Source organism: Microbulbifer variabilis (genome assembly GCF_056232115.1).
The window spans coordinates 4,835,373-4,854,968 of the sequence record NZ_CP174325.1 but is presented as its reverse complement, the minus strand read 5'-3'; the positions used below and the strand labels follow the sequence as shown (position 1 = coordinate 4,854,968).

The following is a 19,596-nucleotide window of genomic DNA, read 5'->3' as shown; positions in this document are numbered from 1 at the left end:
ACTGCGCGGGTTAGAAAGTTAAATATAATGTTGTTTAAGCAGGGGCCAGATTTCCTCTACAGAGCTGACCAAGTGATCTGCGCCCCAGTTGGCTGGGTTGTCTGATGCATCAATGTAACCATAACTACAGGCGATTGTTGGCATGCCAGCACGCTGCCCCGCAACAATATCCCGCTCGTGATCACCAATATAAACGGCTTCCGAGGGGGCACAGCCAATTTGATTGCATGCCAGGAAAATGGGCTCCGGGTCTGGTTTTGTCTTGCTGACGTGGTCTGGGCAAATCACAGCTGCTGCTGGTGGTAGGTGCTCAAATGCCTGCATTAATGGTAACGTAAATGCCTCGGGCTTATTGGTCACAATGCCCCAGGGGATACTGTTGTCCACGAGGGTGTCCAACAAGTTTTCAATACCCGGGAAAGGCGCTGTTTGCTCAGCCAAGTGAGCAAGGTATAGATCCAGAAGGCGCTGTAGCAGACTGCTGAACTCTGGGTCTCCCTCTTCCTTGCCAAACCCCAGTGTTACCAATGCGCGAGAACCATTGGAAACCGTGCCGCGGATTATTTCATCTGGCAGTGGAGGCAGTTGTTCCTGATGCCGTAGTTGATTAAGTACAACAATAAAATCTGGCGCGGTATCGAGAAGAGTGCCATCCAGGTCAAATAAAGCTGCTTTCATTTTATCGTCCGCTTACTCGGGTTTAATGGCATGCACAAGGTAGTTTACGTCGACATCGCGAGAGTTGAGTTTATAAGTGCGAGTTACCGGGTTGTATGTCATACCGGTAATATCCTTTAACTCCAAATCGCTTTCCCTCAGCCAGGCGCCCATTTCTGAGGGACGGATAAACTTGCCGTATTCATGGGTGCCTTTGGGTAGTAAGCGTAGGATATATTCTGCCCCTACTACTGCGAAAAGCCAGCCCTTAGGAGTGCGATTGATTGTCGAAAAAAATAGGTGGCCACCGGGTTTGACAAGCTTCGCGCAGGCGCGGATCACCGATGACGGATCGGGCACATGTTCCAGCATTTCCAGGCAGGTAACGACATCAAAACTAGCCGGTATTTCTTCAGCCAAGTCTTCGACAGCTACCCGCCGGTAATTTACATTTACGCCGCTTTCCAGTGCATGCAGTTTGGCCACATTCAGTGGTGCCTCTCCCATGTCGATGCCGGTAACGTCAGCGCCTCTCTGGGCCATGGCTTCCGTCAAAATGCCCCCGCCACATCCGACATCCAATAGCTTCTTATCCGCGACTGATGCAAGTCCATCGATATAGTTGGCGCGCAGCGGATTGATTTCATGGAGTGGCTTAAATTCGCCCTCTTTATCCCACCAGCGGCTGGCGAGCTGTTCGAATTTGGCAATTTCTGCAGGATCTACATTACTCATGAACTTCTATGCAAACTCCGTCGCTAGTGGCCGACCCTCGCCGGTAATAGGATCACTGGGGGTTAATTCGCGCTTAGCGCGAATGGCCGGCAATTCTATCACGCCACAGTTGTGCTCGCTGAACTACCTCTATTTCGTTCAAGGTTTGCAATTGGCGTTGCTTTAAAAGTTGTCTGCCGGCTACCCAGACATCACTTACATTATGGCCGCCCCCGGTATAAATCAGCTGGGAGATCGGGTCGTGCACTGGCTGTTGCTCAATTCCTCCCAAATTGATAGCAGTAATGTCTGCACTTTTACCAATTTCAAGGCTTCCGGTAATTTCATCAATTCCCAGTGCACGTGCGCCGTTGATAGTGGCCATTGCCAGGGCTTGGTGTGCGGGTAGAGCGGTAGCTCGGCCGCTGACTGCTTTTGCCAGAAGGGCGGCGGTATTAGCTTCGGCAAAAAGGTCCTGGCTGTTATTGCTGGCTGCGCCATCAGTGCCAAGCGATACATTGATACCGGCGTCTAGAATCTCTGTCGCAGGGCAGAAGCCGGAAGCTAGTTTGAGATTTGAAGAGGGGCAATGCGCTACATGGGCGCCGCTTTTACTTAGTAGCTCGATATCCCTTTCGTTGGTTGCGACCATGTGCACACATAGAGTTTGCGGCCCCATCAGGCCCAGGCGCAAGAGGCGCTCAGTTGGGCGTTCTCCACTTTTCTCTAAAGCGGTTTCTACCTCGTGAAAAGTCTCATGCAGGTGTATTTGTATGGGAACCTGGGCCTCCGCAGAGCATACAGCGATTTTTTCCAGGGTCTGATCCCCCACTGTATAGGGGGCGTGCGGTGCAAAGACCACTTCGATACGCTCATGGGCGCGATAATCATCTCGAAGAGCTAGACCCTTATGTAGTGCTTCCTCACTATGCCGGCTCCAAGGAGTGGGTGCGTCCAGTACAGGAAAGGCGATATGGGCCCGGATGCCACTTTCCCGTGCTGCACAAGCTACGGCCTCAGGAAAGAAATACTGGTCAGAAAATGTAGTGGTGCCAGATCTCAGCATTTCGGCAATGGCATGACGACTGCCATCTGCGACAAATTCTGGGCCCACCCAGCGTTGTTCTGTCGGCCAGATATGTTGCTCCAACCACTCTTTTAACGGGCGGTCATCGGCATAGCCTCGCAGCAATGTCATAGGGGCGTGATTGTGAGTATTAATTAAGCCGGGAATCAAGGCGTGCTGGTTGAGATCTACTTCCTGGCTTGCCTTAAAACGGATCTTGGCTTCTGAGGAGGGCAAGAGTGCCGTAATTCGGCCCTGCTCAATAGCGAGAGAGCAATCTTCGTACACTTTTTGTTCAGGAATCACTGGAATAATCCAGCGTGCGTGGATCAATGTATCGACGGGCTGTGACATAAGTGCTAAGAGGCGGCGGTTAAAGTGGATTCAACTTTAGCGGCGGGGGACTGTTACGGCAACCAGGGATCTAAATGGCGTGAGTGGCTGTTCAGATGCCCCCCTCCAACGGCGTCAAACTATGCTAGAATCGCCCGCTTATCCGGGCTCGGTACACATGCCCGCGCTATAAAAGGAACGCCGTAAGCCATGGGCGAATTAGCCAAAGAAATCTCTCCGATTAATATCGAAGAAGAACTCAAGCAGTCTTATCTCGACTATGCCATGAGCGTGATTGTCGGGCGCGCACTGCCGGATGTACGCGATGGCCTCAAGCCGGTACACCGCCGCGTGCTCTACGCGATGAGCGAGCTTAAAAACGACTGGAATAAACCATACAAAAAATCAGCGCGTGTCGTTGGTGATGTAATCGGTAAATATCACCCGCACGGAGACACTGCGGTCTACGACACTATTGTGCGTATGGCGCAGCCGTTTTCTATGCGTTACACCCTGGTAGATGGCCAGGGTAACTTCGGTTCTATCGATGGTGACAGCCCAGCTGCCATGCGATACACCGAGATCCGTATGGACAAGTTGGCCCACGAGCTGCTGTCCGACCTCGATAAAGAAACGGTTAACTTTGTCGATAATTACGATGGTTCCGAGCAAATGCCGGAGGTGTTGCCTTCCCGTGTGCCGAACCTTTTGGTCAATGGCTCCTCCGGTATTGCGGTGGGCATGGCTACCAATATTCCTCCCCACAACCTGGGTGAGGTGATCAAGGCATGCCTGGCTCTGATCGACAATTCCGAGTTGACCGTCGACGACCTGATGGAGTACATCCCCGGGCCGGACTTCCCCACGGGCGCCATCATCAATGGCCGCGCCGGTATTCTCCTGGCCTACCGCACTGGCCGTGGGCGCATTTATGTGCGTGCCAAAGCAGATGTGATCCGCGATGACAAGACCAATCGCGAAACCATCATCATTACTGAGATCCCCTTCCAGCTGAATAAGGCGCGCTTGATCGAGCGTATTGCTGAGCTGGTGAAAGAGAAAAAGATCGAGGGTATCTCTGAGTTGCGCGACGAGTCCGACAAAGACGGCTTGCGCGTAGTGATTGAGCTTAAGCGGGGAGAGCTGGGTGATGTGGTTCTGAATAACCTCTATTCCCAGACCCAGCTGGAAAGCGTCTTCGGTATCAATATGGTAGCCCTGGTCGATGGCCAGCCCAAGGTATTGAACCTCAAAGAGCTGCTCGAGCACTTTATTCGCCACCGTCAGGAAGTCGTTACCCGCCGTACGGTCTACCTGTTGCGCAAAGCCCGCGAGCGCGGTCATATTCTGGAAGGTCTGGCGATTGCCATCGCCAATATTGATCCGGTAATTGAGCTGATCAAGTCTTCCGCCACGCCGGCAGATGCCCGCGAGGCGTTGCTGGCCAAAGGCTGGCCTGTAGGCAATGTACAGCAGTTCCTGGAGCGGGCTGGTGCTGATGCCTGCCGTCCAGATGATCTGCCGCAAGAATTTGGTCTGCGCGACGACGCTTACTACTTGTCCCCGGCCCAGGCTCAGGCAATTCTCGAATTGCGCCTGCACCGCCTGACGGGCATGGAGCACGATAAGCTGCTGGCCGAATACCAGGATCGACTGGAGCAGATTGCTGAATATCTGCATATCCTCGGTAGCTTCGAGCGTCTGATGGAAGTGATCCGCGAAGAGTTAGAGCAGCTGTCAAAGGACTTTAACGATGAGCGTCGAACCGATATCGTTGCGTCTCGCCAGGATCTGACCGTTGAAGACCTGATTACCCCGGAAGACAAGGTAGTAACTATCTCCCACGGTGGTTACGCCAAGAGCCAGCCTCTGACCGATTACCAGGCCCAGCGCCGTGGTGGTATGGGTAAATCCGCGACCCAGGTAAAAGACGAGGACTTCGTCGAGCATCTATTGATCGCCAACTCCCATGACACCCTTCTGTGCTTCTCCAATAAGGGCAAGGTGTACTGGCTGAAAGTCTACGAAGTGCCCACCGCTGGCCGAGCCTCCCGTGGTCGCCCAATGGTTAATATGCTGCCCTTGGAAGAGGGTGAACGTATCAGCAGCATGATGCCGGTGTCCGAGTACGACGAAAATCACTTTATCTTCTTCACTACCGCCAATGGCACCGTAAAGAAAACCCCCCTCACCGCGTTTGCCCGCCCCCGCAGTGTTGGTTTGCGTGCAATTGAATTGGAAGAGGGCGATCGCCTGGTAGCCACTGCGATTACCGATGGTGAGCGCGATGTAGCGCTGTTTACCAGCGCCGGTAAGGCAGCGCGCTTCTCCGAGTCCAATGTGCGCTCTATGGGTCGTGTTTCCCGTGGTGTTCGCGGTATTCGTATGCAGGAAGGTCAGCAGGTTATCGCTATGGTTATCCCTGAAGAGGGTGGCTCTGTGATGATGGCTACTGAGAATGGTTATGGTAAGCGCACAGCTATCAGCGAATTCCCCACCAAGGGGCGCGGTACCCAGGGTGTTATTGCGATCGCGGAAAGTGAACGCAACGGTGCCTTGGTTGGTGCCTGTCAGGTGCATCCGGGTGAAGAGATGATGTTGATCTCCGACCAGGGCACTCTGGTGCGCACCCGTGTTGATGAAGTGTCTGTACTTGGGCGCAACACGCAGGGGGTGCGAGTGATTCGCCTGAAGACTGGCGAGAAGCTGGTTGGTCTCGGTCGCATTGAAGAGACCGAAGATGACGGTGAAGAAAACGGTGGGGAAGAGTGACCCACCGCTCCAGACCACTAAGAAAGGCTGCGTTTATCGCGGCCTTTCTTGCCTTTGGCTCCCACGAAAAACGCTAAAGGCGCGATATCTATCCCCCTGAATGGCAATTTGTGCGTAGACACATCTAGTTGTATTTGAAACCTTTTTTGTATTGTGGAAATCAGCTCATGAGGAAGTTTAATTTCTGTGCAGGCCCTGCCGCTTTACCGCAGCCCGTACTGGAGCAGGCGCAAAGGGAGTTGCTCGATTGGCAAGGGCTCGGTTGCTCTGTAATGGAGGTCAGCCACCGCTCTCCAGAGTTTGTTGAGGTGGCTGAGCGGGCCGAACAGGACCTCCGCGATCTGCTCAGTGTGCCGAGCAACTACAAAGTATTGTTTCTTCAGGGTGGTGCAACTGGGCAGTTCAGTGCCGTGCCCTGGAATCTTCTCGGCGCTGGGTCTACCAAGGCCGATTTTATTCATTCAGGTCACTGGGCGGCCAAGGCGATTAAAGAGGCTCGTCGCTACGGTGAGGTCAATGTAGTGGCTTCCAGTGAGGATCGAAATTTCAGCTATGTGCCAGCTGCAGACAGTTGGCAGCAAACGGAAGGGGCCGCATATCTACACTATACGCCGAATGAAACGATTGGCGGTGTGGAGTTTGATTATGTGCCGGAGGTGGATTGCCCGCTGGTGGCTGATATGTCCTCGACTATTTTGTCGCAACCTATTGAGGTGGAGAACTTCGGTGTAATTTATGCCGGCGCACAGAAAAATATTGGTCCTTCAGGTATTGCCGTAGCCGTGATTCGTGATGATTTGCTCGATCGTTCAATGGAAAATATCCCCCGCAGTTTGAGCTGGAAGGTGGCTGCTGATGCGGGCTCTATGGATAACACGCCGCCTACTTTTGCCTGGTATCTGTCAGGCCTGGTTTTCCAATGGCTGAAGGCTCAGGGTGGTGTTGAGGAGATGGCAAAGCAGGCCGATGCAAAATCCAAAATGCTCTACAACTTCTTGGATAGCAGCGACTTTTTCTCCAGTCCGGTAGAGGTGGGTAGTCGTTCGCGTATGAATGTGCCTTTCGTATTGGCAGACGCCAGTCTTGATAAATTATTCCTGGAGGAATCCCAAGCTGCTGGACTGTTAAGTTTGAAGGGGCATCGCTCGGTCGGTGGCATGCGCGCTTCTCTATATAACGCTGTTCCTCTGGAAGCGGTGAAGGCTTTGGTGGCATTTATGGCGGACTTTGAGGTTCGCCGGGGTTAAGTGTCGGAAAGGGTAAATAATACTGATGAATTCACGGAAAAGTAGATAGGCGAATGACAGAGGAAACTACTAGTGGCGACCAGCGCTTATTAGAGCTGCGCAACCGTATAGATGGCATTGATGCCGAGATCGCCCAGCTTATTAGTGAGCGGGCGCGCTGTGCGCTGGAGGTTGCAGAGGTGAAAAAGGCAACTGGTGAAGACGCGCTGTATTATCGGCCCGAGAGGGAGGCGCAGGTGTTGCGCAAGGCTATGGAGCGCAATCCAGGGCCCTTGACCAATGAGGAAATGGCGCGATTGTTCCGTGAAATTATGTCAGCCTGCCTCGCGTTAGAAGAGCCGGTCAAGGTGGCTTATCTGGGGCCAGAGGGTACTTTTACCCAGCAGGCCGCATTGAAGCATTTTGGCAACTCGGCCAAAAGCCGCCCGCTCGCCGCTATCGATGAAGTGTTTCGAGAGGTGGAAGCGGGGGCGGTGAGCTATGGCGTGGTGCCCGTTGAGAATTCTACCGAGGGTGTGATCAACCACACTCTGGACAACTTCATGAATTCCAATCTGAGTATTTGCGGAGAGGTGGAGTTGCGGATTCACCATCACTTGATGATCTCGGATGTAACACGGCCTGAGTCAATCACCCGTATTTATTCCCATGCGCAAAGTCTGGCGCAGTGCCGCAAATGGCTTGATGCCCATTACCCCAATGTGGAGCGGGTGGCTGTGTCCAGCAATGCTGATGCGGCCAAACGAGTTAAGGGGGAGTGGAATACTGCGGCGATTGCCGGTGACATGGCGGCTGATTTGTACGGCCTGAAGGTTCTTTCGGAAAAGATTGAGGACCGCCCGGACAACTCCACCCGCTTTCTGATTATTGGTACGCAGCAGGTTCCAGTCAGCGGGGATGATAAGACCTCCCTGATGGTATCCATGCGCAACGAGCCGGGTGCATTGCATGATCTTCTGGAACCGTTCCGTCGCTACAGTATCGACTTGACCCGTGTGGAAACCCGCCCGTCTCAATCAGGTAACTGGACTTATGTGTTCTTTATTGATTTTAAAGGCCACCGGGATGCAGATGGAATCTCTGCAGCCTTGAGAGAGGTTGGGGCTTGTGCCTCCGACTTGAAGGTGCTGGGCTCCTATCCGCGCGGTGTACTCTGATGGAGCAAGAGCAAATTGGCCGGCTGCTGGTTATTGGGATTGGCCTTATTGGTGGAAGTTTTGCTCTGGCGCTAAAGGCAGCAGGTGCCTGCCGGGAGGTTATTGGTGTTGCTCCTAACGCTGAAACCTGTGAGCAGGCTAGAAGGTTGGGCATTGTCGACCGAGCCAGCACCCGTCTCGAGGAAGTGCTACCCGAGCTTGAGCCTGGCGACCTGGTTTTTGTCGCGGTACCCACGCTTGCGGTGGAGTCGGTGTTTGCTCAACTTAAAGGGGCCTTGCCAAATGGGGTAACCGCTACAGATGCTGCCAGCGTTAAGGGTAGTGTGGTAGTTGCGGCAAAAAAGGTATGGGGGCGAATGCCCGATTTCCTGGTTCCGGGCCACCCTATTGCCGGGTCAGAGAAAAGTGGCGTGACAGCGGCCAGGGATGATCTTTATCGCGATCATCGGGTTATTCTTGCTCCGCTGCCGGAAACCGATACGAGTCATTTGCAGCTGGTGGAGCTGGCTTGGCAGGCGGCTGGTGCTGAAGTGCTTAAAATGCCAGTGGAGGAGCATGATGAGGTATTGGCGGCGACCAGCCACCTTCCTCATGTCATCGCTTTTAGTCTCGTGGACACTCTTGCGCACGATGCAGAAAATGAAAATATTTTTCGCTATGCAGCCGGTGGTTTTCGCGACTTCACTCGAATTGCCTCCAGTGACCCGGTCATGTGGCGAGATATTATGCTGGCTAACCGGGATGCCATTTTAAAGGCAATCGATCTCTACAGTCTCAATCTCTCATCTTTACGTAGTGCCATTGCCTCCGGCGATAGTGCGGCGCTGATGGGTGTCTTCACCCGAGCCAAAGCGGCCCGGGATCACTTTACAAAAATGTTGGCGAAACAAGCGTATTCAGATTCTATGCAAGCACAGGAAATTACTTTTATTGCACAGCCTGCTGCCAAGGTCACAGGCAAGTTCCGGGTACCTGGAGATAAGTCGATGTCACACCGTTCCATTATGCTGGGCTCCCTGGCAGAAGGGGTGACGCAGGTGGAGGGTTTCCTTGAAGGGGAGGACGCGCTGGCGACTTTACAGGCTTTTCGTGATATGGGAGTGGTGATAGAGGGGCCGCACGATGGTCGGGTAATTATCCACGGCGTGGGTATGCGCGGATTGAAGGCACCTCCGGGGCCCTTGTACTTGGGTAATTCAGGTACCTCCATGCGGCTGCTGGCGGGACTGCTTGCCGGGCAGGACTTTGATGTGACCCTTACAGGCGATGAGTCTCTCTCCAAGCGCCCCATGAATAGGGTGGCCAATCCGTTGCGGGAGATGGGTGCAAATATTGAAACCGGGCCGGAAGGGCGCCCACCGCTTTTGATCAAAGGCGGTGGGCAGCTGGCAGGGGTCAACTACCCGTTGCCGATGGCTAGTGCCCAGGTGAAATCCGCTGTGCTCCTCGCTGGGCTCTACGCTGATGGCGAAACCTCTACTGTGGAACCGGCGCCTACCCGAGATCATACCGAGCGTATGTTGCAAGGTTTTGGGTATGTAGTAGAGCGAAACGGCGCTAAGGCAAGTGTTTGTGGCGGAGGGGCTTTGGCGGCCTGCCGTATTGATGTGCCAGCAGATATCTCTTCCGCTGCTTTCTTTATGGTGGCAGCGGCTATCTCTCCTGGTTCAGATATTGTGCTGGAGCATGTGGGGATCAACCCGACGCGAGACGGCGTAATAAGTATTTTGCGGGCTATGGGGGCTGATATTGAGCTCGAAAATGTACGAGAGGTGGGTGGAGAGCCAGTAGCGGACATACGGATTCGCTATGCCCCACTGCAAGGCATTCGCATTCCAGAAGACCTGGTGCCACTGGCTATTGATGAGTTTCCGGCCCTGTTTATTGCCGCTGCGTGTGCAGAGGGAGAGACTGTGCTGACCGGGGCAGAGGAATTGCGTGTTAAAGAGAGCGACCGCATTCAGGCAATGGCGAATGGGTTGGCGGCGCTGGGGGTGTCGGCCAGGGCAACCCCTGATGGTATTGTGATTCAGGGTACTGGCGAGAAAAACGTATTCTCTGGTGGGACAGTTGATAGCCTGGGGGACCACCGTATTGCCATGGCCTTTGCAGTGGCATCATTGCGCGCAAAAGATACAATCCGCATCCTTCATTGCGCCAACGTGGCTACCTCATTTCCAAATTTTGCCGAACTGGCGACGGAGGCTGGCTTAAAGCTTCAGTTGGCTTAGGGGGAATTTGGAAACCTCGCAGTTCGCGCAGTTATTTCAGAAGTAGAGTTTTATTAGAAGATATGAGTGATTCGAACAGGCTGCCGCCGGTAGTCACAATTGATGGCCCTAGTGGCTCGGGGAAGGGCACTATAGCCAAGCTGCTGGCGGACCGCCTGGGCTTTACCTTGCTTGATTCTGGCGCCCTGTATAGGGCTGCGGCTCTGGCTGCTCTTGATAAGGGGGTAGACCTGGCTGATGAGGAGGCGCTCACTCAGGTGGCAAAGGCCTTGGATGTTCACTTTGCTGTGAGTGAAGGTAAGCTGCGGGTGGTTCTTGATGGGCGCGAGGTCACTGATGATATTCGGATGGAGCGGGTTAGTATGGCTGCATCATCTGTGGCTGCAATTCCTGGAGTGAGGGCCGCTTTATTGCAGCGGCAGCGAGATTTTCGTCTGTCTCCCGGCCTGGTTGCAGATGGCAGGGATATGGGGACTACGGTGTTTCCTGACGCGCCAGTCAAAGTATTCCTGACAGCCAGCGCCGAGGAGCGCGCCAGGCGTCGCGAGGCGCAGTTGCGGGAGAGGGGTGTTTCTGTTAGCCTCCGCGACCTGCTGGAGGACATCCGTGCCCGTGATGCACAGGATATGAATAGAAAAGCCTCTCCCCTGGCTCCCGCTGAGGATGCGGTAGAGCTCGATAGCACAGGGGTGGGTATCGATGAAGTTCTCCAAAAGGTGCTCGATTTGATACAGGATCGAATTTCGTCCTGAAGTTTGAGCAGCACATAGTTTACTAACGATAACGGCCGGGATCCGCCAGAATTGCCCGGCCGTTGTTGTAATCCGACCCGCGTGCTGGCAACGCGGTTGGGGTCACGGCTGGCGGTTGACTAAACTCAACAGTTACCAACGGCTGGGCCCAGCACTATAGGTAATGTAATGAGCGAGAGCTTTGCTGAACTATTTGAAGAGAGCCTGAAAAGCGTTGAAATGGCACCGGGCGCTATTGTAACCGGTGTTGTAATTGACGTAGACAAAGACTGGGTAACCGTTCACGCGGGCCTGAAGTCTGAAGGTGTTATCCCTGCCGCACAGTTCGCCAATGACAAGGGCGAAGTTGAGCTGCAGGTGGGCGACGAAGTACAGGTTGCCCTGGAAGCTGTGGAAGACGGTTTCGGTGAAACCCGTCTGTCCCGTGAAAAAGCCAAGCGCGCTGAAGCCTGGAAAATCCTCGACGCAGCCCACGCAGCTGACGAAGTGGTTAAAGGTGTTATCAGTGGCAAGGTTAAGGGTGGCTTTACTGTTGACGTTGCCAATATCCGCGCATTCCTGCCCGGCTCTCTGGTTGATGTTCGTCCGGTTCGCGACACCGCGCACCTGGAAGGTAAAGAGCTCGAGTTCAAAGTTATCAAGCTGGACTCCAAGCGTAACAACGTTGTTGTTTCCCGTCGCGCGGTAATGGAAGCTGCGACTTCCGAAGAGCGTGAAGCACTGCTGGAAAGCCTGCAGGAAGGCATGAGCATCAAGGGTATCGTGAAGAACCTGACCGATTATGGTGCTTTCGTGGACCTGGGCGGTATCGATGGCCTGCTGCACATCACCGATATGGCTTGGAAGCGCATCAAGCATCCGAGCGAGATCGTGAACGTTGGCGACGAGATCGAAGTAAAAGTATTGAAGTTCGATCGTGAGCGCAGCCGTGTATCCCTGGGCCTGAAGCAGCTGGGCGAAGATCCTTGGGTATCCATCAAGCAGCGTTACCCAGAAAACAGCCGCGTGAAGGCGGTTGTAACCAACTTGACCGACTACGGCTGCTTCGCCGAGCTGGAAGAAGGTGTGGAAGGTCTGGTACACGTTTCCGAAATGGATTGGACCAACAAGAACATCCACCCGTCCAAAGTTGTCCAGGTGGGCGACGAGGTAGAGGTGATGATCCTGGATATCGACGAAGAGCGTCGTCGTATCTCCCTGGGTATCAAGCAGTGCCAGGAAAACCCGTGGGATGCCTTTGCGCGTAAATTCGCTAAGGGTGACAAGATCTCCGGTAAGATCAAGTCCATCACTGATTTCGGTATCTTTATCGGTCTCGACGGCAGCATCGACGGTCTGGTGCACCTGTCCGACATCTCCTGGAACGAAGCTGGCGAAGAAGCCGTACGCAAGTTCAAGAAAGGCGACGAAATCGAGACTGTTATCCTGGGTATCGACTCCGAGCGCGAGCGCATCTCCCTGGGTATCAAGCAGCTGGAGTCCGATCCGTTCTCCGACTACGTTTCTACCAGCGACCGCGGCAGCATCGTTGTAGGTACTGTTAAGGAAGTTGATGCTAAGCAGGCAGTAATCACCCTGGCGAACGAAGTAGAAGGCGTTCTGCGCGCTTCTGAAATCAGCCGAGATAAGGTTGAAGATGCTCGCAATGTCCTGAAAGAAGGTGAAGAGGTAGAAGCTAAGATCACCAGTGTGGATCGCAAGAACCGTGTGATCAGCCTGTCTATCAAAGCCAAAGACCAGGATGACGAGAAGCAAGCTATCAAGGATCACAGTAAGAAGCAGTCTGAGCAGGTTCAGCCCGCTACTATCGGTGACCTGATCAAGGCGCAGATGAACAACAAAGACTGATTATCTTTGATTGTTTAGAGCTCCAGATGAAGCATTTGGAGTGACCCGAAAGCCGGACTGGGGTTGCCCAGTCCGGCTTTCTATTAGATGATTGCTGCTCTACTCCAAAATAATCAATGACTTAGAAAGGTTGCGGGGCACATGACCAAATCCGAACTGATCGAAAGGATTGCGTTGAGGTTGGATCAGCTGCCGGTAAAAGATGTAGAGCTGGCAGTCAAAGTTATGTTGGACTCCATGTCTGACGCGCTCTCCCAGGGTGAGCGGATAGAAATACGAGGTTTTGGTAGTTTTTCATTACATTACCGGGCACCACGTACAGGGCGGAACCCTAAAACCGGGGATGCCGTGGACTTGGCGGGCAAATATGTTCCTCACTTCAAGCCTGGTAAGGAACTGCGCGACAGAGTCAATCGGAGTATGCACGATGAGGCAGGGATCGGGGTATGATTACACCTCGGCAGCGGCTGATTGTGATTCGCTCTGCATCATGTGATTTTCCTGAATAGTCTCTGTGGCTTCTTAATAAAGCTATCTAGTGGAACGTGGAGGTTCCCTTGTCATTCTTGCGTTGGTTGATGCACGTTTTTCTTGGCTTTGTGGCCCTTCTGTGTGTCGCCCTCGGCATCTATATATCAGTGGAAAATCCCCAAATTATTTCACCGGTTATCGCAGGGTACTCCCCATTTTCTGGCAGTGTGGGAGTTTGGCTTATCGCAATGCTGCTTTTGGGGATTTTGCTGGGAGTTTTGGCTAGCCTGCTACCTCTCTTTACGCAGCGTCGCCGGGTAAGGGGGTTGAGTAGACAGTTAAAGAAAATGGAGCGAGAGCTTCAGGCTGCTCACCGCAAGGTATCCGGAGACTGATTTGCTCGATTTCGCCTATTTCTTTTTCCTGCTGGCAGCCATCGCCATAGGCTGGATGCTGGGGCGAGGCAGCTCCAAAAAGAAGCCGGACTTCAGCGAGCAGGAAGAATCCCTGGCTCGTTCCTATGCGCAGGGGCTGAATTACCTGCTCAGCGAACACCACGACGATAGTATTGATAAATTTATTGACTCGCTTGAGGTCAGCCCGGCCACTTTTGATACCCATTTGGCATTGGGGAATCTTTTGAGAAGGCGGGGTGAGTACGATCAGGCAATAAGAGTGCACCAAAATTTGTTGGCGCGTCCCAGTCTATCCAGGCAGAGTCAGCATAAGGCTCAGTTCGAACTGGCTTGTGATTATATTGCTGCGGGGTGGCTCGACCGTGCTGAACGCCTGCTGCAGGAACTGGTAGAAACTTCCCAGGAGCTGCGTACAACCAGTCTTGAGCACTTAGTAGAAGTCTATCGGGATGAGCGCGAGTGGGCCAAAGCAATTCATGCCGTCAACTTGTTGCATGGCCGCCGATTTAAGCGCTTATCTGCTGATTGGGCGCCAGTGCAGGCACATTTTTGCTGTGAGTTGGCAGAGGAGGCGATTGCTGCTAAGGACTACCTCAGTGCGCGTAAACATTTAGATGCAGCCCTGGGGTATGATCGCAGTTCAGTGCGGGCCTGTTTGCTTTGGGCGCGCCTGGAGTATCTACTCGGCAAGCAGCGTGATGCCATCAAGGTCTTGCAGAGGATCCCCAAGCAGAGCCCTGACTATATTCCGGAGATTCTGGAGCTTCTCCTGACGTGTTATGGAGAGCTTGATGATGGCCGAGGCCTGGATCGGTATCTGGAGTCCCTCCTAAAGGAGCACCCCTCGAATAGCGTATTAATAGCACTGGCTGAGCGAATCCAGGAGCAGGATAGCGAAGCCGCTGCGGCAGCGTTTATGGGTAAGCAATTGGCTTTGCGCCCTTCTTTGCGAGGGCTGGGGCGTTTTCTTGATTTGTATATTGGCACGGCACAAGGTAGAGCGAGAGAAAATCTCTCCCTGTTAAAAACGCTGGTTGATCAATTGATCGCAAACCGCCCCCATTATCGATGTAGTAATTGTGGTTTTTCCGGCAATCAATTGCATTGGCTGTGCCCCAGTTGCAAGCACTGGGACTCTGTCCGTTCGGTCAAGGGTATCGAAGGTGAGTAGTTCCGGCTGCTTGTCTTTTGCTCAATCAATGTACCAATGAAATTTATATGAGGTATTTCTTTGCGCTCTCAAGTTTCCTCTCCAATCGTTGTCGCTCTCGACTATGACAATAAAGAAGCGGCCCTGGCTATGGCGGGCCAGCTTGATCCGGCCCTTTGCCGGGTAAAAGTAGGTAAAGAGCTTTTTACCATTGCTGGACCCGATGTGGTTCGGGCTCTTGTAGAGCGAGGTTTTGAGGTTTTTCTCGATTTAAAGTTTCACGATATTCCAAATACTGTGGCCTCTGCGGTGAAGGCCGCAGCGCGCCTGGGTGTCTGGATGGTCAATGTACATGCCAGTGGTGGCGAGCGCATGATGAGAGCGGCCTCTGAAGCTCTTGAAGAGTTTGGCGATAGTAAGCCACTACTAATCGGGGTAACTGTATTAACAAGCACCACTCCAGAGGAACTGAAAGCCGCGGGAGTTGAAAAATCACTAAAAGATCATGTAGTGGGTTTGGCAGAGAAGGCCAAAGCCTGCGGTCTTGATGGGGTTGTGTGTTCTGCACGTGAAGCGAGCGCTCTTAAGCTGGCCTGTGGGCCGGAGTTTGCCTTGGTGACTCCCGGTATTCGCCCGGCTGGGAGTGATGCTGGGGATCAGCGCCGCACATTGACACCTTCTGAAGCTATTGCGGAAGGTTCTGACTATCTCGTTATTGGGCGCCCGATAACCGCATCTGCAAATCCGCTAGAGGCACTACAGGGTATTTTGACCGAAGTTTCAGGTAAGTAAGCTTTGATTACTTTGGTCGTATGTGATGTGGTGTAATTAGTGCTAAGTGAGTTTGAGCTCGGCGCATAGTTATCATGGTGCGGCTTGGGGAAGTATTGGCAGTCCCAATGTGAAACAAAAAACACTTTCACTTGGAGTCAATCATGACAAACTTTCGCGTATTACTTTCTGCTGTATTTGTACTAACTTTTGCACTTTGCCAGCCGGTGATGGTTTTTGCAGATGATGGAGAGGTTGAAGCTGCAAAACAATTGATATCAGAGGTTAATATAAACAGTGCATCAGTCGTTGAGCTGGCTGAAAAGCTGGATGGCATAGGGGAGGCTCGGGCGCAGTTAATCATAGAGTATCGTGAGAAACATGGCCCCTTTACTTCTATTGATCAGTTGTTGAATGTAAAGGGTATCGGCGCGACGACACTTAAGAAAAACAAGGAGAGGATTCGCCTTTAGTATTTGGAAAGCTGTCCGTTATTAGCTATTGCCGGGCATTCAACTGGTGCCCAGTTGGGCCCGGTTTTAATTTGGGTGCGCTAGCAGGTCAGGCCTTTTGCTTCGGGTTTAAGGGTTGTGTCCTGATGCTTTCCTTGGGCTTCGCTACCATGTAGTTTGCTTAGTCCTTTCTACGGCGTATCGATAGAATATTGTAAATTGTATTGGTGGTAGGCGTTAGCAGCGCCTATTGATGGGTTGGCTGCTTCCTGTTGTGTGTGTAATTGTTATCCGCTATTGCTTGTGGTTGTATCAATGCCTCTAACATAGCGGGTCGTCCGTAGGGGTTGTGGGGCAATTCATCGTGTTCATAACCCTCGCCAGAGTAAAGTATCCTTCTCGGTGTGAGTCTTTGATATCTTTTTCTGGGTTTTTATCACCCGGTGATCATGTGCGTTGCCGAGCCGAAGATTGCCTTGTACCAAAAGCCCTTCAGGTTTTACTTGGCGAGTTGCGTCAGGCCTGTTTGCGGCATGATTGCAAAGAAATCCACCGAATCTTGCGTGAGGCAGTCGGGGATTATTCGCCAAGGCAGAGTTTGGTGGATATGGCCTGGGCGCAGCGGCGTCAGGATTCTCCGCCTGAGGGCAAGGCGCCGGTTAAGCGACTTCATGAGGTGGCTAGGGCTTGCTGATGGTCAGGCCTGCGAATCGCCCTGGCGGTAGTTGGGGCTTTAATTGAGGGATAAGATTTTCAGTTTACAGTAAAGAAAAAACCCCACACAGTTTTTGTACCGTGTGGGGTTTTTGTTTGGCTCCGCCTGCTGGGCTCGAACCAGCGACCCAATGATTAACAGTCATTTGCTCTACCAACTGAGCTAAGGCGGAATTTAATCTAATTTGTATAGCGCAAATTAAGCTGCGCTTAGAAATTTGGCTCCGCCTGCTGGGCTCGAACCAGCGACCCAATGATTAACAGTCATTTGCTCTACCAACTGAGCTAAGGCGGAATTTCTTAACGGCTGTGCCGTCGAGATGGCGCGTATATTATAGAGCACTTTTGGGCAGGTCAACTCTTTTTTTCGATTTAACTAATTGATTTGTCAGGAAATTATTTGTTCGATTTGTACGCAAAAAGATATCGGGTAATAGCGGGAGAGGTGAGGTGTGACAGGTCTTTCGGGTTTGTGGGGTCTTTGAGGAGGGCCTACAATCGCATTCTGTTTTTTGGATTGATGGTTGGGTGAGTGTATGGAGTCGCGTCCGTTCAAGGTAGAGAGTAGCTACAGCCCGGCCGGCGATCAGCCGGTGGCAATTGAGCAGTTGGCAGAAGGGATTAATGATGGCCTTAGCCATCAGACATTGCTGGGGGTCACTGGGTCGGGCAAGACTTTCACAATGGCCAACATTATTGAGCGCCTGCAGCGTCCGGCGATAGTGATGGCTCACAACAAGACGCTGGCTGCCCAGCTTTACGGTGAGTTTAAAGAGTTCTTCCCCAAGAATGCTGTAGAGTACTTCGTCTCCTACTACGACTACTATCAGCCCGAAGCTTACGTGCCATCCTCGGATACCTTTATAGAGAAGGATGCGTCGGTAAACGAGCATATTGAGCAGATGCGCCTTTCCGCCACCAAAGCCCTGATTGAGCGGCGAGACGTGGTAGTGGTTGCTACAGTGTCAGCTATTTATGGTTTGGGAGACCCGGATAAGTACCTCAAGATGGTACTGCACCTGGATCGTGGTGACCTGGTCGATCAACGTACGATTCTACGCCGACTGGCGGAGCTGCAATACACTCGTAACGATGCAGACTTCCGCCGTGCGACCTACCGTGTGCGCGGCGATATTATCGATATCTACCCGGCAGATTCCGATATGGAAGCGGTGCGCCTCTCCTTGTTTGATGAAGAGATTGAAGATATTACCCTGTTTGACCCCCTTACTGGTGAACAGCTCAAGAAGGTTCCCCGGGTCACTATCTTCCCGAAGTCTCACTATGTAACCCCTCGGGAAACCATCGTCAGTGCTATTGATCACATCAAGGAAGAGCTGCGGGTGCGCCTTGATCAGTTGCGCGGTAACAATAAATTATTGGAAGCCCAGCGGCTGGATCAGCGCACCCGGTATGACCTGGAGATGATGCAGGAGCTGGGTTACTGCAATGGCGTAGAGAACTATTCCCGCTACCTGTCCGGGCGTGATGTCGGCCAGCCGCCACCCACATTGTTTGATTATTTGCCCCATGATTCCCTGCTGTTTATTGATGAAAGCCATGTAACCGTCCCGCAGATTGGCGGCATGTACCGGGGGGATCGCTCGCGTAAAGAGACCCTGGTGGAATACGGTTTCCGCCTCCCCTCCGCCCTGGATAACCGCCCCCTGAAGTTTGAAGAGTGGGAGAACCTGGCTCCGCAGACGGTATTTGTCTCGGCGACACCGGGGCCCTACGAGGGTGATCACGCAGGGCAGGTGGTTGAGCAGGTAGTGCGGCCAACCGGGCTTGTTGACCCAGAGGTGGAGATTCGCCCGGCCCTAACCCAGGTGGATGATGCCCTGTCAGAGATTCACCGCTGCGCAGATGCAGACCAGCGAGTCCTTATTACCGTGCTGACCAAGCGAATGGCCGAGGATTTGACTGAGTATCTGGCTGAGAATGGGGTGCGTGTACGCTACCTGCATTCTGATATTGATACCGTAGAGCGGGTAGAGATTATTCGGGATCTTCGTATCGGTGAATTTGATGTATTGGTGGGTATTAACCTTCTGCGAGAAGGTCTGGATATGCCTGAAGTAGCGCTGGTAGCCATCTTTGATGCAGATAAGGAAGGCTTTCTGCGTTCAGATCGCTCGTTGATCCAGACTATTGGCCGCGCTGCGCGTAACCTTGAGGGGCGGGCTATTCTATATGCGGATAAGGTGACAGGCTCTATGGAGCGGGCTCTCGAGGAGACCCGCCGCCGCCGTGAGAAGCAGCTCGCCTTTAACCAAGAGCATGGCATTACCCCCAAAGGGATTCGCAAAAGTGTGGCGGACATTCTTGAAGGAGCTGTGGCGCCCGGCGTGCCGAAAAACAAGCGTAAGGTGGCCGAAGGGAAGGGTGCTTATAAAGTTGATGCCAAGCCGTTGTCTGACAAGCAGCGCTGGGCGCGAATCAGTGAGCTTGAAGAGCAGATGTACGAGCACGCCAAGAACCTGGAGTTTGAATCCGCAGCCAAATTGCGCGATGAGATCTCCCGTCTGAAGGAGGCGGAATAGGTGAATGCCGGGCTGTATTCTGCAATCATCTCAGCCCGATTTGCAGGGTTCACGGCCTTAATTTTAATCACACAAAAGTTCAGTAAGTTGTTGAAAACACTGAAAAGCGGTGCTAAAGTTCGCGCTCTTCGCAGCACTGGGTTCCCCCGCTGCAGAGTTTTAGACCCGTAGCTCAGTTGGTTAGAGCGCTGCCTTGACATGGCAGAGGTCAGCGGTTCAAATCCGCTCGGGTCTACCATCTATAAAGGATGGCTGGCCCATCCGGATCAATAGTTCCATGAACGATTTCATGGATAGTTTCA

Annotated in this window: 15 protein-coding genes and 3 tRNA genes; 13 read left to right on the top strand and 5 right to left on the bottom strand. The window is 52.9% G+C overall.

What is annotated here, in order from left to right:
• Positions 1 to 18: 18 nt before the first annotated feature.
• The 3 genes from ACJJI7_RS21905 to ACJJI7_RS21895 all read right to left on the bottom strand — a co-directional run bounded on the left by ACJJI7_RS21905 (position 19) and on the right by ACJJI7_RS21895 (position 2,791).
• A complete protein-coding gene (locus tag ACJJI7_RS21905) occupies positions 19 to 678 on the bottom strand; it encodes an HAD family hydrolase (RefSeq protein ID WP_020413368.1) in 660 nt (219 codons plus the stop codon).
• 12 nt (positions 679 to 690) lie between these two features.
• On the bottom strand, positions 691 to 1,392 hold the full coding sequence (gene ubiG / locus ACJJI7_RS21900) for a bifunctional 2-polyprenyl-6-hydroxyphenol methylase/3-demethylubiquinol 3-O-methyltransferase UbiG (protein ID WP_020413367.1): 702 nt from the start codon (positions 1,390 to 1,392) through the stop codon (positions 691 to 693).
• A 73-nt stretch (positions 1,393 to 1,465) separates the two neighbouring features.
• Positions 1,466 to 2,791, bottom strand: coding sequence for a TRZ/ATZ family hydrolase (locus ACJJI7_RS21895; protein WP_020413366.1), 1,326 nt, complete (start codon positions 2,789 to 2,791; stop codon positions 1,466 to 1,468).
• A gap of 189 nt (positions 2,792 to 2,980) precedes the next feature.
• On the opposite strand from ACJJI7_RS21895, the gene gyrA reads away from it, so the two are divergent.
• The 11 genes from gyrA (at position 2,981) to ACJJI7_RS21840 (ending at position 16,058) form a co-directional block, all read left to right on the top strand.
• A complete protein-coding gene (gene gyrA, locus ACJJI7_RS21890; protein ID WP_020413365.1) occupies positions 2,981 to 5,542 on the top strand; it encodes a DNA gyrase subunit A in 2,562 nt (853 codons plus the stop codon).
• A gap of 167 nt (positions 5,543 to 5,709) precedes the next feature.
• Positions 5,710 to 6,789 (top strand): 3-phosphoserine/phosphohydroxythreonine transaminase, encoded by a 1,080-nt coding sequence (serC, locus tag ACJJI7_RS21885; RefSeq protein WP_282952940.1) that lies wholly within the window; start codon positions 5,710 to 5,712, stop codon positions 6,787 to 6,789.
• A 53-nt stretch (positions 6,790 to 6,842) separates the two neighbouring features.
• On the top strand, positions 6,843 to 7,946 hold the full coding sequence (gene pheA / locus ACJJI7_RS21880; protein ID WP_020413363.1) for a prephenate dehydratase: 1,104 nt from the start codon (positions 6,843 to 6,845) through the stop codon (positions 7,944 to 7,946).
• A complete protein-coding gene (locus tag ACJJI7_RS21875; protein ID WP_282952941.1) occupies positions 7,946 to 10,177 on the top strand; it encodes a bifunctional prephenate dehydrogenase/3-phosphoshikimate 1-carboxyvinyltransferase in 2,232 nt (743 codons plus the stop codon). Before pheA ends, ACJJI7_RS21875 begins: the two co-directional genes overlap by 1 nt.
• Positions 10,178 to 10,239: 62 nt before the next feature.
• Positions 10,240 to 10,929, top strand: coding sequence for a (d)CMP kinase (cmk, locus tag ACJJI7_RS21870; RefSeq protein WP_282952942.1), 690 nt, complete (start codon positions 10,240 to 10,242; stop codon positions 10,927 to 10,929).
• Between the two features lie 168 nt (positions 10,930 to 11,097).
• Complete coding sequence (gene rpsA, locus ACJJI7_RS21865) at positions 11,098 to 12,777, top strand: 30S ribosomal protein S1 (RefSeq protein ID WP_020413360.1); 1,680 nt, start codon at positions 11,098 to 11,100, stop codon at positions 12,775 to 12,777.
• 141 nt (positions 12,778 to 12,918) lie between these two features.
• A complete protein-coding gene (gene ihfB, locus ACJJI7_RS21860) occupies positions 12,919 to 13,227 on the top strand; it encodes an integration host factor subunit beta (protein ID WP_020413359.1) in 309 nt (102 codons plus the stop codon).
• 107 nt (positions 13,228 to 13,334) lie between these two features.
• Positions 13,335 to 13,643 (top strand): lipopolysaccharide assembly protein LapA domain-containing protein, encoded by a 309-nt coding sequence (locus ACJJI7_RS21855; RefSeq protein WP_245556689.1) that lies wholly within the window; start codon positions 13,335 to 13,337, stop codon positions 13,641 to 13,643.
• A 1-nt stretch (position 13,644) separates the two neighbouring features.
• Positions 13,645 to 14,835, top strand: a complete 1,191-nt coding sequence (gene lapB, locus ACJJI7_RS21850; protein WP_282952943.1) for a lipopolysaccharide assembly protein LapB — start codon at positions 13,645 to 13,647, stop codon at positions 14,833 to 14,835.
• A 60-nt stretch (positions 14,836 to 14,895) separates the two neighbouring features.
• The gene (gene pyrF, locus ACJJI7_RS21845) at positions 14,896 to 15,606 is read left to right on the top strand and encodes an orotidine-5'-phosphate decarboxylase (protein ID WP_020413356.1); all 711 of its coding nucleotides are present in this window, start codon (positions 14,896 to 14,898) and stop codon (positions 15,604 to 15,606) included.
• Between the two features lie 143 nt (positions 15,607 to 15,749).
• On the top strand, positions 15,750 to 16,058 hold the full coding sequence (locus tag ACJJI7_RS21840; RefSeq protein WP_020413355.1) for a ComEA family DNA-binding protein: 309 nt from the start codon (positions 15,750 to 15,752) through the stop codon (positions 16,056 to 16,058).
• Between the two features lie 790 nt (positions 16,059 to 16,848).
• Here ACJJI7_RS21840 and ACJJI7_RS21835 read toward each other — a convergent pair.
• A tRNA-Asn gene (locus ACJJI7_RS21835) sits at positions 16,849 to 16,924 on the bottom strand.
• A 46-nt stretch (positions 16,925 to 16,970) separates the two neighbouring features.
• A tRNA-Asn gene (locus tag ACJJI7_RS21830) sits at positions 16,971 to 17,046 on the bottom strand.
• A 241-nt stretch (positions 17,047 to 17,287) separates the two neighbouring features.
• On the opposite strand from ACJJI7_RS21830, the gene uvrB reads away from it, so the two are divergent.
• Positions 17,288 to 19,294 (top strand): excinuclease ABC subunit UvrB, encoded by a 2,007-nt coding sequence (gene uvrB / locus ACJJI7_RS21825; RefSeq protein ID WP_444901211.1) that lies wholly within the window; start codon positions 17,288 to 17,290, stop codon positions 19,292 to 19,294.
• 161 nt (positions 19,295 to 19,455) lie between these two features.
• Positions 19,456 to 19,532, top strand: a tRNA-Val gene (locus tag ACJJI7_RS21820).
• Positions 19,533 to 19,596: the final 64 nt, after the last annotated feature.

Excerpts from the sequence above, each read along its gene's own strand:
- pheA (WP_020413363.1), top strand. The coding sequence starts at position 6,843 with ATGACAGAGGAAACTACTAGTGGCGACCAGCGCTTATTAGAGCTGCGC.
- ACJJI7_RS21905 (WP_020413368.1), bottom strand. The coding sequence starts at position 678 with ATGAAAGCAGCTTTATTTGACCTGGATGGCACTCTTCTCGATACCGCG.
- serC (WP_282952940.1), top strand. The coding sequence starts at position 5,710 with ATGAGGAAGTTTAATTTCTGTGCAGGCCCTGCCGCTTTACCGCAGCCC.
- ihfB (WP_020413359.1), top strand. The coding sequence starts at position 12,919 with ATGACCAAATCCGAACTGATCGAAAGGATTGCGTTGAGGTTGGATCAG.
- uvrB (WP_444901211.1), top strand. The coding sequence starts at position 17,288 with ATGGAGTCGCGTCCGTTCAAGGTAGAGAGTAGCTACAGCCCGGCCGGC.
- cmk (WP_282952942.1), top strand. The coding sequence starts at position 10,240 with ATGAGTGATTCGAACAGGCTGCCGCCGGTAGTCACAATTGATGGCCCT.
- ubiG (WP_020413367.1), bottom strand. The coding sequence starts at position 1,392 with ATGAGTAATGTAGATCCTGCAGAAATTGCCAAATTCGAACAGCTCGCC.
- ACJJI7_RS21875 (WP_282952941.1), top strand. The coding sequence starts at position 7,946 with ATGGAGCAAGAGCAAATTGGCCGGCTGCTGGTTATTGGGATTGGCCTT.
- gyrA (WP_020413365.1), top strand. The coding sequence starts at position 2,981 with ATGGGCGAATTAGCCAAAGAAATCTCTCCGATTAATATCGAAGAAGAA.
- ACJJI7_RS21895 (WP_020413366.1), bottom strand. The coding sequence starts at position 2,791 with ATGTCACAGCCCGTCGATACATTGATCCACGCACGCTGGATTATTCCA.
- rpsA (WP_020413360.1), top strand. The coding sequence starts at position 11,098 with ATGAGCGAGAGCTTTGCTGAACTATTTGAAGAGAGCCTGAAAAGCGTT.
- ACJJI7_RS21840 (WP_020413355.1), top strand. The coding sequence starts at position 15,750 with ATGACAAACTTTCGCGTATTACTTTCTGCTGTATTTGTACTAACTTTT.